Origin of the sequence: Kitasatospora sp. NPDC088548 (assembly GCF_044753005.1) — a bacterium.
Lineage (GTDB): Bacteria > Actinomycetota > Actinomycetes > Streptomycetales > Streptomycetaceae > Kitasatospora.
Genome location: NZ_JBIVMI010000025.1, coordinates 28775 through 42727 on the forward strand (window position 1 = coordinate 28775; position 13953 = coordinate 42727).

The window sequence follows — 13953 nt, forward strand, 5'->3', positions numbered from 1 at the left end:
GACCCACCCGTTCGCACCCGCACGATGCCCCGGCCCGCGCCCAGCCCGTACCCGGCCCGCGCCCAGCCGGTCCCGTCCGACCGCCCCGCACCGCCCGCCACCTGGCCGATCGGGCCCGAAGGACGTCTGATTGACGCCGTATTGACGGGATATTGACGAGATCCAGTCACTTGGCGAGATCCGTTCACACCTTCGTAGGATCATCACCCTAGAATTCGCGGCGTGACGATGACTCAGTGGTGTGCAACGGCAACCGGCGTAATCGCCGCCCTCGCCCTCGTGGCCGCCGCCCGCTACCGCGCGGTCTCCGCCACCCAGCGCCGCCGCGCCGACCAGCAGCGGCGCGACATCGCCCGGCTGACGGAGCGGCTCGACGCCGAACTGTCCCGGCGCGGCTCCGAACTGGCCGCCGTCCAGCAGGAGCAGGAGCTCAACGCCTCCACCCAGCGGGCCTTCCTCAGCGTGGCCCGCCGGATCCTCGTCATGGCCCACGACCAGCAGGCCCTGCTGGACGAGATGGAGCGCACCCACGACGACCCGGCGCTGCTGGAAGGCCTGCTCAAGGCGGACCACGCCGCCGCCCAACAGGCCCGGCTCGCCCAGACGCTGGCCGTCCTCTGCGGCGCCAGGGCCGGACGGCACTGGCCCGAGCCCGTCTCCCTGGAGGACGTGGTGCGCGGCGCCCAGTCGCGCATCCTGCCCTTCCAGCGGGTGGTGGTCCGCAGCCGGATCGAGACCGCCGTGGTCGGCGCCGCCGCCGAGGCGCTGATCCACGCCGTGGCCGAGCTGCTGGACAACGCCACCCGCTACTCCCCGCCCAGCACCCAGGTGTTCGTCACCCTCATGCCGGTGCACAACGGCGCCGTCGTCGAGATCGACGACGGCGGCGTCGGCATGCCCGAGCAGGCCGTCGCCAAGGCGGCCTCCGCCCTGGCCGGCGGCACCTCGCTGGAGGTCTCCCGCCTCGGCGAGGTACCGCAGTTGGGTCTCGCGGCGGTCGGCCGGCTCGCCGAGCAGTACGGCTTCCGGGTCACCCTCAGCTCGGCGCCGTCACCGTACGGCGGGGTGCGGGTGGTGGTGCTGCTGCCGAACGCGCTGCTCACCGAACCGCTGCCGCCGACCGTCCCGGGCCTGGGCCCGGACGACCGGGCGTTCACGGCCGGCCCCCGCCAGGCCGTACCTCCCCCGTACCCGTACCCGTCCGTGCACGGCTCCGGGCACCCGCTGCTGGAGACCCCGCCGGCCGGTCCGCTCCCCGAGGCCGGTCCCACCCCGCCGCCCCTGCCCCGCCGGAGCCACCGGCGCGACCGCGGCAACCGCACCGCCCAGGGCACCGCCCCCACGCCCCCGCCCACGCCTCCGTACCGCTCGGCCCGGGAGGCGCAGGCGTTCATGGCGATGTTCCAGGCCGGCACCGCCAGCGGCCGCTCGGCGGTCCGGGCCCGGGTCCAGGCCCAGGCACAGCCCGACCCTTCCCTTCCCGTTTCCCCCCGACTTCCCCAGCGCTCCGGAGAGTTCCATGACCACCACCCCTGATCTCGGCTGGCTGCTCGCCGACATCATCTCCGTCCCCGAGGTCCAGCACGCCGTCGTGGTGTCCAACGACGGCCTGGAGATCGGCCGCAGCGCGGGCATCGTGCGTGAGGACGCCGAGCGGCTCGCCGCCGCCTGCTCGGGCCTGCAGTCCCTGGCCCGCGGGGTCGCCCAGGGCTTCGGCGGCCAGGGCAGCGCCACCCGCCAGATCATCATCGAGTACGGCGGCGGGTACCTCTTCATCGTCGCCGCCGGAGCCGGCGCCCATCTGGCCGTGGTGACCGGCGAGGCCGTGGACGCCGGTCTGGTCGCCTACCAGATGCAGGTCCTGGTCGAACGGATCGGCAGCCACCTCACCAGCCCACCGCGCGTCGACCACGCGGCGGGGGGACAGCGGTGAGCGGGCCGGTCCGGCCCTATGTGATCACCGGTGGCCGCAGCCGGCCCACCCGGGCCGCACTCGCCATCGAGAGCCTGGTCAGCGCGTTACCCGACCGACCCGAACTCCCCGAGGACGCGCTGCTCAACCGCGAGCACCAGCGCATCCTGGACCTCTGCCGCAGACTGCTCTCGGTCGCCGAGGTCGCCGCCCACCTCGCCCTGCCGCTCGGCGTCGTCAAGGTGCTGGTCGGCGACCTCTGGGACCTCGGCGCCGTCCAGGTGCTCCCACCCGTACCGCAGGCCGAACGCCTGCCCACAACCCTTCTGGAAGAGGTGCTCGTTGGCCTCCGCCAACTCCGCTGAAGCCCCGGCCGACCTGCCCGCCGAGCCGCAGTACCTGCCGTCCTCGGTCCAGGGCGCGGTGAAGATCCTGGTCACCGGCCCGTTCGGGGTGGGCAAGACCACCCTGGTCGGCTCGCTCAGTGAGATCACCCCGCTGCGCACCGAGGAGACCATGACGGCCGCCAGCAGCGGCATCGACGACCTCACCGGGCGCGGCGACAAGACCACCACCACCGTCGCCCTGGACTTCGGCCGGATCACGCTCAACGCCCGGCTCGCCCTGTACCTCTTCGGCACCCCCGGGCAGCAGCGGTTCTGGCCGCTCTGGGACGACCTGTCGCGCGGCGCGCTCGGCGCCATCGCCATGGTCGACCTGCGCCGCCCGGACGAGAGCTTCGACGTGCTCGGCCGGCTGGAGGAGCAGCGCATCCCGTTCGCGGTGGCGGTCAACACCTTCCCTGGCACGCCGAGTTACCCCGAGGACGAGCTGCGCTCCGCCCTCGACCTGCTGCCCGAGGTGCCGATCCTGTACTGCGACGCACGCGACCGGCGGGCCGCCTACGACCTGCTGATCGACTTCGTCGACCATCTGCACTCCACCGCCGTACTGGAGCTCCAGCGATGACGACTCCCGATCCCGGCAGGGCCGTTCCGGCCTCCCCCGGGCCTTCGCAGGCCGGGCCCCCGCCGGGCTGCCCGATGCACGTCGCGGGGGGCGGCGGCATCCCCGCGGGAGTCCCGCCCACCCCGCTGTACGGCGCCGCCGTCGCCGACGACCCGCACGGCCACTACTCCCGGATGCGCGCCCGGTACGGCCCGGTCGCGCCGATCGAGCTGGAGCCCGGGGTCGAGGCCTGGCTGGTGATCGGCTACGCCGAGCTGCTCGAACTCACCCGCAACGAAGCGCTGTTCTCCAAGGACTCGCGCCGCTGGAAGGTCCCCGCCGAGGGCCGGCTCGCCCCCGACTCACGGCTGCTGCCGATGACCTCGTGGCGGCCCACCCTGCTCAACCTGGACGGCGCCGAGCACCAGCGGCTGCGGGCCGCCGTCGCCGACACCCTCGCCCAGATCGACCACCGCCAGCTGCGCGAGACCACCGAGGCCGCCGCCAACGCCCTGATCGACAGCTGGGGACCGGACGGCACCGCCGACCTGATCGCCCAGTACGCCCGCCGGCTGCCGCTGCTGGTCTTCACCCAGCTGCTCGGCCTGCCCGCCGAGGCCGGCCCCCATCTCATCGAGCTGATCAGCCACTTCGTGGACAGCAGCAGGGACTCGGTGCGGGCCAACGCGGAGTTCCAGGCGCTCCTGGTCGACCTGGTCCGGCGCCGCCGCGCCACACCCGGCGCCGACCTCACCTCCTGGCTGCTGGCCCACCCGGCCGCGCTGACCGACGAGGAGGCCGTGCACCACCTGGTGGTGATCCTGGTCGCGGGCAACGAGACCGCCATCAACTGGACCGGCAACACGCTGCGGCTGCTGCTCACCGACCGCCGCTTCCGGGCCACCCTCACCGGCGGCCGGCTCACCGTCGCCGACGCGCTGGAGGAGGTGCTGTGGCGCGACCCGCCGACGCAGAACTTCCCCGGCCGGTGGGCGACCGGCGACACCGTCCTCGGCGGCCAGTACATCAGCGAGGGCGACATGCTCGTCCTCGGCCTGGCCGCGGCCAACGCCGATCCGGCCGCCCAGGGCAACGCGTCCAGCGTGCACGGCGCCCTCGGCGGCAACCGGGCCCATCTGGCGTGGGGCGCCGGCAAGCACGTCTGCCCCGCCCAGCAGCCGGCCCGGATCATCGTCGAGACCGCCGTCGAGACCCTGCTGCACCGCCTGCCGGATCTCCAGCTCGCCGTCCCCGCAGGAGAACTGTCCTGGCGGCCGTCCCCCTGGTCGCGCGCCCTGGTCAGCCTGCCGGTGCTCTACAGCGCCTTCACCCCGCCCCGCCCGCCAGCCCCCGAGAGGCCCGCATGGACACCGCCGACGACCGCCAGCCCGTCAGACTCGACCCCTTCGGACGCGACCAGCACGGCGAGAACGCCCGACTCCGGGAAGCCGGCCCGGCGGTCCTGGTGGAACTCCCTGGCGGGGTGGTGGTCTGGGCGATAACCCACCACGACACCCTCCAGGAACTGCTCGCCGACCCGCGCGTCGGCAAGAACCCGCAGCTCTGGAGCACCTTCACCGAGAACCGCCTGCCCCAGGGCTGGCCACTGCTGAACTTCGTCACCGTGCCGGGCATGGTCACCGCCGACGGCGAGGACCACCGGCGGCTGCGCGGCCTGGTCAGCCAGGCGTTCACCCCGCGCCGGATCGCCGAGCTCCAGCCCGCCGTCGAGGCCAGGACCACCGCGCTGCTCGACCAGGTCGCCCTTCTGGAAGGCGACTTCGACCTGCGCGAGCACTTCGCCTACCCGCTGCCGATGCAGGTCATCGGCGAGCTGCTGGGCCTGCCGCCGAAGCAGCAGGACGAGCTGCACGAGCTGTCCGACACCATGGTCTCCAGCTCGGCGACCCCCGCCGCCGCCGTCGCCGCCCAGCAGGGCCTCCAGGCGCTGCTCGCCGGGCTGGTCGAGGCCAAGCGCGCCCGGCCCGGCGACGACCTCACCACCGACCTGATCGCCGCCCGGGAGTCCGACGACCGGCTCAGCGAGCGCGAGCTGGTGGGCACCCTGCTGCTGATGCTGGTGGCCGGGCACGAGACCACGCTCAACCTGATCACCAACGCCGTCCGCGCCCTGCTCGCCAACCCCGAGCAGCTGCGGCTGGTGCTGGACGGCGAGCAGCCCTGGTCCGCGGTGGTCGAGGAGACGCTGCGGTACGACTCGCCGGTCGGGCAGTTCCCGCTGCGCTACGCGATCGAGGACATCGTCGTCGGCGACGTGGTGATCCGGCGCGGCGAGGCGCTGCTCGCCTCGTACGCGGCCGCCGGCCGGGACGCCGGGCACTACGAGGACGCCGACCGCTTCGACATCACCCGGCAGCCGAACCGGCACCTCTCGCTCGGCCACGGTCCGCACTTCTGCCTCGGTTCGGGCCTCGCCCGGCTGGAGGCGGAGACCGCGCTGCGGTCGCTGTTCGGCCGTTTCCCCGGGCTGGCCCTGGTGGAGGGGACGGCGCCGGAGCCCATCGGCTCGTTCGTCAGCAACAGTGTGCGGACGCTGCGCGTCACGGTCTGAGCCGTCGGAGCCGGCGGAGCCGCCCGCACCGGGCGACCGGCGTGCGCCCGGGTGCCCACGCGGTGGGGTGAACCGGGTGACCTGAGGGCGGCCGGGGTCGTTGGCGTTTCATGAAGAAACTCGCGACCCTGGCCGCCCTCACCATGGCGGGCCTCGCCCTGGCCACCCCGGCCGCGTCCGCGGCCTCCGCGACGTCCGCGGACGCCCTCGACGGCCTGTCCAGCGGCCTCGACCTCTCCCCCGGCGACCTCGTCCTCCGCGAGGCGGGCAAGCTCCCGCTGGTCGGCCACGCGGCGCAGGAGGTGGAGGCCATCGGCACCAACCAGATGTCCCACCCCGGCCTCAGCGGGCAGATCGGCTGAGGCCGGCGCCCCCTCCCCCGCGCGGCGCCCTCGCCGCCGCCCTCGCCCGCGGTGCCGCTCAGCCCTCGGCGAGGGCGTTCAGCTCCTGGTAGGTGAGCCCGCCGTCGAGGGCGCCGTACGTGCCGCTCGCGTACACCTCCTCGGCGGCGCGGCGCACCGCCGCGTACGCCACCCTGGCCAGGCCCGGCCCGAGGCTGACCCGGGCCACGCCGAGCTTCGCCAGCTCCGGCACGGACGGCGAGCCCGGTCCCGCGACGACGTTCAGCGGTGCGGGGACGGCCGCGACCAGGGCGGCGATCGTCTCCGGGTCGGCGACACCGGGCACGAACACCCCGTCCGCCCCCGCCTCGACGTAGGCGCGCAGGCGGCGGACCGCCTCGTCCAGCCGGCCGGCCGGGTCGCCGATCCCGTGCAGGAACACATCGGTGCGGCCGTTGACGAACAGGTGCACACCGGCCGCGTCGGCCGCCGCCCGGGCCGCCGCGATCCGCTCGGCCGCCTCGGCGGCGGTCCGGTCCCCGTCCTCCAGGTTGACGCCGACCGCGCCGGTGGCGAGCAGCGCGGTGATCGTCTCGCCGACCCCGGCCGCCGTCGCCGCGAAACCGCTCTCCAGGTCAGCCGTGACCGGCAGCTCCACCGAGCGGACGATCAGCGCGGTCTGGGCGAGCACCTCGTCCCGGTCCGCCGCCTCGCCGTCCGCGTAGCCGAGCGCCCAGGAGACGCTCGCGCTGGCCGTCGCGACGGCCGTCGCCCCGGCGGCGGCGACCAGCCTGGCGCCGGCCGCGTCCCACACATTGGCGAGCACCAGGGGCTCGCCGGGGCGGTGCAGGGTGTGGAGGAGCCGGGCCTTCTCCTGCTGGTTCGTCGTCATGTCCGCTGCTCCCCCGGCCTACTTGGCGGCCGGGCTGAGGCGGGAGGTGACGCCGATCCGGTTCCAGGCGTTGATGGTGACGATCAGCGCGATCAGCTGGGCCAGCTCGGCCTGCTCGAACTGCGCGGCGGCCTCCTGGTAGACGGCGTCCGGCACATGACCCTGGGTCAGCAGCGTGACCGACTCGGTGAGCGCCAGCGCGGCCCGCTCCCTGGCGGTGAACCAGGGGGTCTCCCGCCAGGCCGGGAGGGAGAGCAGCCGGTGGTCCTGCTCACCGTTCTTCACCGCGTCGGTGGAGTGCATGTCGATGCAGAAGGCGCAGCCGTTGATCATCGAGGCGTGCACCTTGACCAGCTCGGCCAGCTTCGGGTCGACGCCCTGCCGGGAGGCGCGCTCCAGACCGGCCATCGCCCGGTAGAAGTCCGGGGCGAGGTCGGGCAGGGAGAGCCGCTGCTCGGGGGCGGGGACGGTGGCGTTCTCGTTCGTCGTCATGGCCACCAGCCTAGGGGCGGAGTGGACCACATCCCTGGTTCATTTGAACCACGAAACCTCGGGCCACTTGGGGTCGGCCCCGGGCCGCCCGACCGGATCCGGCCGACGCTTCCCGGTCCGGCCGAGTGTGGCACGGCGGCCCCGGAAAAGGGAGGGTACAGACCGGTCCGAACGACGAACGGGCGTGCGAGGATCGCAGGCAGGGCGGCACCGCCGACCGCCCGGAGTCCAGGGCAGGGGGCCGGTCCATGTGTACGGCGTTCGTCAGCATCGAGCCGTCGTCGGCCGTGCCGGTCCTGCTGCTCTCCGTACGGGACGAGTACGCCGGCCGGCGGTGGCTGCCGCCGGACCGCCACTGGCCCGCGCGGCCGTCGCTGGTCGGCGGCCTGGACCTCGCGGCGGGCGGCACCTGGCTCGCGGTCGACCCGGGCGCCCCGGACCGGCCGGCGGCCGCGGCCTGCCTGCTGAACGGCTTCGGCGCGCCGGCCCCGGCGCGGGCCCGCCTGTCGCGCGGGAAGCTGCCCCTGATCGCCGTCCGGGAGGACGGCCTCGACCGGCTCGACCTGGCCCGGTACGACCCGTTCCACCTGGTCCTCGTCCGGTCGGCCGGCGCCCGTGTGCTCAGCTGGGGCGGCACCGGGCTGGAGGACCGCGAACTGCCGGCCGGCCTGAACGTGGTGCTCAACGACGGGCTGGAGGGGGAGGCGGAGAGCCGCACCACCTCGGAGCTGATCCGCACCCTGATGGCCGCCCGGGCCGCCCGCTTCCGGGCCCGGTTCGAGGCCGCGGTGCGGCCCGAACCGGGCGAAGGGTCCACCGGGGCGGCATGGGGTGCGTGGCTGCCGGTCGTCTCCGGCGACGGCCTGCCACTGGACGATCCGGCCGCCCTCGTCCAGCGCCGCGAGTTCGGCGACGGGCGGATCTGGGGCTCGTCCTCGATCTCCCTGCTCGCCTTCGGACCGGGCGGCGTGCGGTACGACTTCGGCCCGGCCCCGGTACCGGACGGCGGCGCCTGGCGCCGGATCCCCCTGGACGGGTGACCCACCGGGCGGCGCGTCCGGCGGTGACACGTCCGGCGGCGGCAGCGCGGTGCGCCTGCCGGTCCGACCACTACTCCTCCGCCGCCAACCCACCCAGGAGACGGGCCAGTTCACGCGGCCCGGAGAACATCGGCCAGTGACCGGTGTCCAGCTCGACCAGCCGCCAGTGCGCGCTCTTCAGCAGCTCGGCCACGTCGGGGTTCGGCTCGGCGCCGTCGAGCAGGCACTTGACGTACGTCGCCGGCAGCGCGGTGAGCGGGCCCGCCAGGACGGCCGGCTCGGTGAGCGTGGCGCCCGGATGCGGGGTCGAACCGGCCACGATCCGTCCGATCTGCTCGGCGGTGAGGCCCTGGCCCGCGTAGTCGGGCGCGGTCAGGGGCGCCCAGAAGCCGCCGTTCGCGGCGATCGACGCCTCCACCTCGGCCCGGCCGTCCGGCCAGCCCGAGACGAACGACTCGCCGTCCGCGGGCACGTTGGCGTCGACGAACACCACCTGCGCCAGCCGGTCGCCGATCCGCTCGGCGGCCTGCCCGACCGGGATGCCCGAGTAGCTGTGCCCGACCAGGACGACGCCCCGCAGGTCGAGCCGCTCGACCTCGTCGACGATGTCCCGCACATGGGCCTGCTGCCCGGCCGCCCCGCCGCGCCTCTCCGCGAGGCCGGACAGCGTCAGCGAATGGACGGTGTGCCCGGCCGCGCGCAGGTCGGCCGCCACCTCGTCCCACGCCCACGCTCCGAGCCACGCGCCTGCCACGAGTACATAGTTCGCCATGGCCGCACCCTAGTCCCCGCGCCCAGGCCCCGGCCCCGGCCCGTTACGGTGGGCCGAGATCAGTGACACCGGCCCGAAGGAGTACCGGATGCCCCATCACATCGACCACGACCTGGCACTGCTGACCGGGTTGTGGGAATCCTGGGCCGAGCGCGGCGCGGCACTGGACCCCCAGGGGTGGGGCCGGCCGACCCGTCTGCCCGGGTGGTCGGTGCAGGACCTGTACGCCCATGTGGCGCCCGACCCGGCGCAGTTCGCGCAGCTGCGGGGGGCCGTGGTGGACGCCCCGGCGGCGGTGGACAGCGGCGCGGGCATCCTGCGCGCCTACAACCGGCCCGGCGGGCTGGCGCACACCGCGGCGGAACGGATCGCCGAGAGCGCCCGGCAGACGGCCGGGGCGACCGAACCCGCCGCGCTGGTGGCCCGGTTCGCCACCGAGGGCCCGGCCGCACTCGCCGCGATCGCCGACCTGCCACCCGCCACCGTGATCGCCCACCCGCTGCTCGGCGCGGTGACGATCGGCGCGCTCCGCGAGGTGGCGGTGATGGAGGCGACCGTCCACCTGCTCGACCTGATCGCCGCGATCGGCGGCCCGCCCCCGGCCACCGCCGCCCTGCACGCCACCCGTACCCTGCTCGCCGAAGTGGCCGACCCGGTCGCCTTCATCGAGGCCGCCACCGGCCGCACGGACACCCCGGTCCTCCCGGTCGTCCGCTGAGGTCCGCCGAAATCCGCCGAAATCCGCTGAGGCCCGCGCCGGACCGGCTGCCCGGCGCCGGCGGCCGGCGGCCGCGGGAGGAACGATAATTCCCGTACGGACAGCACGCCCGCACGGAACGGCCCCCATGACCACCTCCTGGACCGCCTTCGGCGGCGATCTGCACCTCGACCTCACCGAGCGGCGGGCCGCCGGAGCCGGCCTGCGGGCGGCGCTGGAGGAGGCGCTGCGGGAGGCCGTGCAGGACGGACGGCTGGCGCCCGGGACGCGGCTGCCGTCCTCGCGGGCGCTCGGCGAGGACCTGGGGATCGCCCGGAACACCGTGGTCGAGGCGTACGGGCAGCTCAGCGCCGAGGGGTGGCTCACCTCGCGGCAGGGCTCGGGCACCACGGTGGCCGAGCGGGCCGCCCCGCGCCCCGGCCACCGGACGGCGGGCGCCCGGCAGGACCGCCGCCCCGCCCGGCACGACCTGCTGCCCGGGCGGCCGGACGTCTCGCTCTTCCCGCGCGGCGCCTGGCTGACGGCCACCCGGCGGGCGCTCGCCACCGCACCGCACGAGGCGTTCGGATACGGCAGCCCGCTCGGCCGGATCGAGCTGCGGGAGGCGCTGGCCGACTACCTCGCCCGGGTCCGTGGGGTCCGCACCGACCCCGACCACCTGTTGATCTGCGCCGGCTTCACCCAGGGCCTCGGCCTGCTCTGCGCCGCCCTGCGCGAGCGCGGCGCCCGCACGATGGGTGTCGAGGCGTACGGGCTGCCGCCGCAGCTCGCCGTCCTGCGGGCCGCCGGGCTGGCCGCGGCGCCGCTGCCGCTGGACGAGTCGGGCGCCAGGACCGACCTGCTGGGCTCCCGGTGGAGCGCCGTCCTGCTCACCCCGGCCCACCAGTTCCCGACCGGCGTACCGCTGGCCCCCGAGCGCCGGGCGGCGGCCGTCGCCTGGGCCCGCGAGCACGACGGGTACGTGATCGAGGACGACTACGACGGCGAGTTCCGCTTCGACCGGCAGCCGCTCGGCGCGATGCAGGCGCTCGACCCCGAGCGGGTGGTGTACGCGGGCACCGCGGCCAAGAGCCTCGCCCCCGGCCTGCGACTGGCCTGGCTGGCACTGCCGGACGCGCTGGTCGAGCCGGTGGCCCGGCAGAAGCGGCTGGCGGACGGCATGTCCCCGGTGCTGGACCAGCTCACCCTCGCCGAGCTGATCACCTCCGGGACGTACGACCGCCACATCCGCCGCTGCCGGCTGCACTACCGGCGCCGCCGGGACCGGCTGGTCGCGGTGCTCGCCGAACGCGCCCCGCACGTCCGGGTGACCGGCATCGCCGCCGGGCTGCACGCCGTCCTGCGGCTGCCGCCCGGGTCCGTCCCGGAGACGGAGCTGCTGGCCCGCGCCGAGGCCGCCGGGCTGGCCCTCACCGGCCTCGCCTGGTGCCTGGCCGACCCGGCGGCGGCCCCGGACGCCCCGCCCGCCCTGGTGGTCGGGTACGCGACCCCGCCCGAGCACGCGTTCCCGGCGGCCCTGGACGCACTCTGCGAGCTGGTGCGGACCTCCGCCCCCGGCGGGCTGGCCTGAGGAATTCCACGGCGGGCATCGGGGTTTCCGAACGTCAGGAGTCTTCAGTGGAGGGGGCCTTCATGACCGGTGTCGCCGTCATCGGCGCGGGCAGCGTCGGCAGCAGCCTCGCCCGGGCGTTCCACGCCGCCGGGCTGGGCGTCGTCCTCGGCGCGCGCGACCCGGCCGCCGTACCCGACGGGCCGGTGCGGGCGGTCGGTATCGCCGAGGCGCTCGCGGGCGCCGGCACCGTGGTGCTGGCCGTGATGGGCACGGCCGTCGAGGAGCTGCTCACCGAGCACGGCGGCGCGCTCGCGGGGGCCCTGGTCGTCGACGCCACCAACCGGATCGGCGAGGGCGGCGTGCTGCACAGCGCGGACACCGTGGCCCGGCTGGCCCCCGGCGCCCGCTACGCGCGGGCGTTCAGCAATGTCGGGGTGGAGCTGTTCGACCGCCCGCTGTTCGACGGCGTGCCCGCCGACCTGCTGTTCTCCTCGTCCGAGGCCGACCGCTCGGCCGTCGAGCGGCTGATCACGGCGGTCGGCCTGCGCCCGGCGTACGTCGGGCCGGACCAGTACGACGACCTCGATGCCTCGCTGCGCCTCTGGTACCGGCTGACGCAGGTCCGGGGCGGCGGACGCCATCTGGGGTGGCGCATCGTCTCCGGTTGAGGGCGCGGCTACTTGTTCCGGTTGCCCAGCTCGAACAGCAGCATGATGAAGCCCGCGAAGGCGTGGGTGGCGACCATGTAGATCAGCACCCGGATGCCGACGCGGCGGTTGGCCCACTTGCCGGCGTCGACGGTCTTCGGCGCGACGGCCGGCGCGGCGGGGTCGGCGACGGCCGCGGTGGCCGCTGCGGTGGCTGCGGTGGTGGTGGGATCAGCCATGGGAGATCTCCTCCAAGATTTCTGACGGTGGGTCAGTGCGGTGCTACAGGGCCGCCGCCGAGGCAGAGTTCGCCGCCGGGGCTCTGCAGCAGGGTGTGCACGAAAAGCAGCTCCACCCCGTCCGCCGAGTCGGCGGCGATGCAGTGCGGGGTGAGCGAGTCGAAGTGCGCGGAGTCGCCCTCCGCGAGCAGGTGGACGCGGTCGCCGAGGGTCAGCTTCAGCCGGCCCTGAAGGACGTACAGCCACTCCTCGCCGGGGTGCACCCGGACGACGGTGTCCTGGACGCCCGGGGGGACATGGACCCGCAGCGCCTGCATCGCCCGGCCGGGCGCGCCGGCCCGGCGGTAGCCCCAGCCGCCCGCGCGGCCGGGTTCGATCACGCCGCCGCGCACCACCGGGTCCGGCTCGACCATGGCCTCGCCGAGAAGTCCGGAGACGGAGGTTCCGTAGGCCCGGGCGAGACCGAGCAGGACGGGCAGCGAGGGCTGCCGCCTGCCGGTCTCCAGTCGGGACAGATAGGCTGGTGAGAGACCGATCCGGCCGGCGGCGACCTCCAGCGTGAGGCGGCTGCTGAGCCGGTGCTCCCGCAGCCTGGCGGCAAGGCCGGCCACCTCCTGGTCGTCGAGCTGCTCGCCAGGGGTGGAGTGGCCGGTCGGGCTGGTGGTCATGTGACCAGTGGACACCCGCCGTGCCGCAGGGGCAAGAAACTTGCCTCAGAGGCAAACCTCCCCGAGAGCCGCCCCGGTGGCCCGGGTACCCCGGGACGGCCGGGAAAGATCCTCGGGCGCTACGGCCGCGGAATGTTGCGCAGGTTGCTGCGGGCCAGATCGATCATGCGCCCGACCCCGCCGGAGAGCACCGTCCGACCGGCCGCCAGCGCGAACCCCTTCAGCTGGGCGGCGGTGATCGCCGGCGGGATGGACAGCGCGTTCGGGTCGGTGACCACGTCCACCAGGGCCGGCCCCGGGCGCTCCAGCGCCTCCGTCAGCACCTCCCGGACCCGCGCCGGGTCGGTGACCCGCTTCGCCGGGATGCCGATCGCCCGGGCGATCCCGGCGTAGTCCACATCGCCGTTGTCGATCTCCGACTCTGGGTAGCCGGAGACCAGCATCTCCAGCTTGATCATGCCGAGTGCGCCGTTGTTGAAGACCACGGTCTTCACCGGCAGCCGGTGCTTGACCACCGTGAGCAGCTCGCCGAGCAGCATGGAGAGGCCGCCGTCGCCGGACATCGAGACCACCTGCCGCCCCGGGCAGGCGAGCTGGGCGCCGATCGCGTGCGGCAGCGCGTTGGCCATCGAACCGTGCAGGAACGAGCCGATCACCCGGCGGCGCCCGTTGGGCTGGAGGTAGCGGGCGGCCCAGACGTTGTTCATCCCGGTGTCCACGGTGAACACCGCGTCGTCGGCGGCCACCTCGTCCAGCACCGAGGCCACGTACTCGGGGTGGATGGGCAGGTGCTTCTCGATGTCCCGGGTGTAGGCACCGACCACGTCCTCCAGGGCGCGGCAGTGCTTGCGCAGCAGCTCGTCCAGGAAGCTCCGGTCGTCCTTGGGCTCCAGCAGCGGCAGGACGGCCCGCAGGGTGGCCGAGACGTCCCCGTGGACGGCGAGTTCGAGCGGGGTGCGGCGGCCCAGCCGGGTGGCATCGTGGTCCACCTGGACGGTGCGGGCCTGCGGGAGGAAGGAGTCGTACGGGAAGTCGGTGCCGAGCAGCAGCACCAGGTCGGCGGAGTGCAGCGCGTCGTGGCAGGAGCCGTAGCCGAGCAGGCCGCTCATGCCGACGTCGTACGGGTTGTCGTACCGGACTAAGGTGCGTACGTACGAGAG

General features: G+C 74.8%; 16 protein-coding genes and 1 pseudogene. 11 read left to right on the forward strand and 6 right to left on the reverse strand.

Going from position 1 to position 13953, the window contains the following annotated elements:
* Window positions 1-228 precede the first annotated feature (228 nt).
* From ACIP82_RS27615 to ACIP82_RS27645, 7 genes are all read left to right on the forward strand, one after another.
* On the forward strand, window positions 229-1536 hold the full coding sequence (locus tag ACIP82_RS27615) for a sensor histidine kinase (RefSeq protein WP_400657313.1): 1308 nt from the start codon (window positions 229-231) through the stop codon (window positions 1534-1536).
* Complete coding sequence (locus ACIP82_RS27620) at window positions 1520-1933, forward strand: roadblock/LC7 domain-containing protein (protein WP_363610989.1); 414 nt, start codon at window positions 1520-1522, stop codon at window positions 1931-1933. The genes ACIP82_RS27615 and ACIP82_RS27620 overlap by 17 nt, the downstream gene beginning before the upstream one ends.
* Entirely contained in the window at window positions 1930-2277 is a 348-nt protein-coding gene (locus ACIP82_RS27625) for a DUF742 domain-containing protein (protein ID WP_363610991.1), read from the forward strand. The genes ACIP82_RS27620 and ACIP82_RS27625 overlap by 4 nt, the downstream gene beginning before the upstream one ends.
* Window positions 2255-2881 (forward strand): ATP/GTP-binding protein, encoded by a 627-nt coding sequence (locus ACIP82_RS27630; RefSeq protein ID WP_363610993.1) that lies wholly within the window; start codon window positions 2255-2257, stop codon window positions 2879-2881. The genes ACIP82_RS27625 and ACIP82_RS27630 overlap by 23 nt, the downstream gene beginning before the upstream one ends.
* Window positions 2878-4362, forward strand: a complete 1485-nt coding sequence (locus tag ACIP82_RS27635; protein ID WP_363610995.1) for a cytochrome P450 — start codon at window positions 2878-2880, stop codon at window positions 4360-4362. The genes ACIP82_RS27630 and ACIP82_RS27635 overlap by 4 nt, the downstream gene beginning before the upstream one ends.
* A complete protein-coding gene (locus ACIP82_RS27640; protein WP_363610997.1) occupies window positions 4326-5432 on the forward strand; it encodes a cytochrome P450 in 1107 nt (368 codons plus the stop codon). Before ACIP82_RS27635 ends, ACIP82_RS27640 begins: the two co-directional genes overlap by 37 nt.
* A 110-nt stretch (window positions 5433-5542) precedes the next feature.
* Window positions 5543-5794: a hypothetical protein gene (locus ACIP82_RS27645; RefSeq protein ID WP_363610999.1), complete on the forward strand. Its 252-nt coding sequence runs from the start codon at window positions 5543-5545 to the stop codon at window positions 5792-5794.
* Window positions 5795-5852: 58 nt separating this feature from the next.
* Here ACIP82_RS27645 and ACIP82_RS27650 read toward each other — a convergent pair whose 3' ends face one another.
* Entirely contained in the window at window positions 5853-6665 is an 813-nt protein-coding gene (locus tag ACIP82_RS27650) for an isocitrate lyase/phosphoenolpyruvate mutase family protein (protein WP_363611001.1), read from the reverse strand.
* 18 nt (window positions 6666-6683) lie between these two features.
* Entirely contained in the window at window positions 6684-7157 is a 474-nt protein-coding gene (locus ACIP82_RS27655; protein ID WP_363611003.1) for a carboxymuconolactone decarboxylase family protein, read from the reverse strand.
* A gap of 248 nt (window positions 7158-7405) precedes the next feature.
* Here ACIP82_RS27655 and ACIP82_RS27660 point away from each other — a divergent pair, with 248 nt between their 5' ends.
* A complete protein-coding gene (locus tag ACIP82_RS27660; protein ID WP_363611005.1) occupies window positions 7406-8197 on the forward strand; it encodes an NRDE family protein in 792 nt (263 codons plus the stop codon).
* A gap of 70 nt (window positions 8198-8267) precedes the next feature.
* Here ACIP82_RS27660 and ACIP82_RS27665 read toward each other — a convergent pair whose 3' ends face one another.
* A complete protein-coding gene (locus ACIP82_RS27665; protein WP_400657166.1) occupies window positions 8268-8969 on the reverse strand; it encodes an alpha/beta fold hydrolase in 702 nt (233 codons plus the stop codon).
* A gap of 88 nt (window positions 8970-9057) precedes the next feature.
* Here ACIP82_RS27665 and ACIP82_RS27670 point away from each other — a divergent pair, with 88 nt between their 5' ends.
* The 3 genes from ACIP82_RS27670 to ACIP82_RS27680 all read left to right on the forward strand — a co-directional run bounded on the left by ACIP82_RS27670 (window position 9058) and on the right by ACIP82_RS27680 (window position 11907).
* Window positions 9058-9687 (forward strand): maleylpyruvate isomerase N-terminal domain-containing protein, encoded by a 630-nt coding sequence (locus tag ACIP82_RS27670; protein WP_400657168.1) that lies wholly within the window; start codon window positions 9058-9060, stop codon window positions 9685-9687.
* A gap of 127 nt (window positions 9688-9814) precedes the next feature.
* Entirely contained in the window at window positions 9815-11257 is a 1443-nt protein-coding gene (locus tag ACIP82_RS27675) for a PLP-dependent aminotransferase family protein (RefSeq protein WP_400657170.1), read from the forward strand.
* A gap of 62 nt (window positions 11258-11319) precedes the next feature.
* Window positions 11320-11907, forward strand: coding sequence for an NADPH-dependent F420 reductase (locus tag ACIP82_RS27680; RefSeq protein WP_400657172.1), 588 nt, complete (start codon window positions 11320-11322; stop codon window positions 11905-11907).
* Window positions 11908-11915: 8 nt separating this feature from the next.
* Here ACIP82_RS27680 and ACIP82_RS27685 read toward each other — a convergent pair whose 3' ends face one another.
* The 3 genes and pseudogenes from ACIP82_RS27685 to ACIP82_RS27695 form a co-directional block, all read right to left on the reverse strand.
* Window positions 11916-12125 (reverse strand): DUF6126 family protein, encoded by a 210-nt coding sequence (locus tag ACIP82_RS27685; RefSeq protein WP_400657174.1) that lies wholly within the window; start codon window positions 12123-12125, stop codon window positions 11916-11918.
* A gap of 32 nt (window positions 12126-12157) precedes the next feature.
* Window positions 12158-12793: an XRE family transcriptional regulator gene (locus ACIP82_RS27690; RefSeq protein ID WP_363611017.1), complete on the reverse strand. Its 636-nt coding sequence runs from the start codon at window positions 12791-12793 to the stop codon at window positions 12158-12160.
* 119 nt (window positions 12794-12912) lie between these two features.
* A pseudogene (locus ACIP82_RS27695) lies at window positions 12913-13932 on the reverse strand (thiamine pyrophosphate-dependent enzyme); the annotation flags it as partial.
* Window positions 13933-13953: the final 21 nt, after the last annotated feature.

Coding starts and splice junctions, on each gene's coding strand:
- ACIP82_RS27615 (WP_400657313.1), top strand. CDS start 229: ATGACTCAGTGGTGTGCAACGGCAACCGGCGTAATCGCCGCCCTCGCC.
- ACIP82_RS27620 (WP_363610989.1), top strand. CDS start 1,520: ATGACCACCACCCCTGATCTCGGCTGGCTGCTCGCCGACATCATCTCC.
- ACIP82_RS27635 (WP_363610995.1), top strand. CDS start 2,878: ATGACGACTCCCGATCCCGGCAGGGCCGTTCCGGCCTCCCCCGGGCCT.
- ACIP82_RS27645 (WP_363610999.1), top strand. CDS start 5,543: ATGAAGAAACTCGCGACCCTGGCCGCCCTCACCATGGCGGGCCTCGCC.
- ACIP82_RS27650 (WP_363611001.1), bottom strand. CDS start 6,665: ATGACGACGAACCAGCAGGAGAAGGCCCGGCTCCTCCACACCCTGCAC.
- ACIP82_RS27655 (WP_363611003.1), bottom strand. CDS start 7,157: ATGACGACGAACGAGAACGCCACCGTCCCCGCCCCCGAGCAGCGGCTC.
- ACIP82_RS27660 (WP_363611005.1), top strand. CDS start 7,406: ATGTGTACGGCGTTCGTCAGCATCGAGCCGTCGTCGGCCGTGCCGGTC.
- ACIP82_RS27665 (WP_400657166.1), bottom strand. CDS start 8,969: ATGGCGAACTATGTACTCGTGGCAGGCGCGTGGCTCGGAGCGTGGGCG.
- ACIP82_RS27670 (WP_400657168.1), top strand. CDS start 9,058: ATGCCCCATCACATCGACCACGACCTGGCACTGCTGACCGGGTTGTGG.
- ACIP82_RS27675 (WP_400657170.1), top strand. CDS start 9,815: ATGACCACCTCCTGGACCGCCTTCGGCGGCGATCTGCACCTCGACCTC.
- ACIP82_RS27680 (WP_400657172.1), top strand. CDS start 11,320: ATGACCGGTGTCGCCGTCATCGGCGCGGGCAGCGTCGGCAGCAGCCTC.
- ACIP82_RS27685 (WP_400657174.1), bottom strand. CDS start 12,125: ATGGCTGATCCCACCACCACCGCAGCCACCGCAGCGGCCACCGCGGCC.
- ACIP82_RS27690 (WP_363611017.1), bottom strand. CDS start 12,793: ATGACCACCAGCCCGACCGGCCACTCCACCCCTGGCGAGCAGCTCGAC.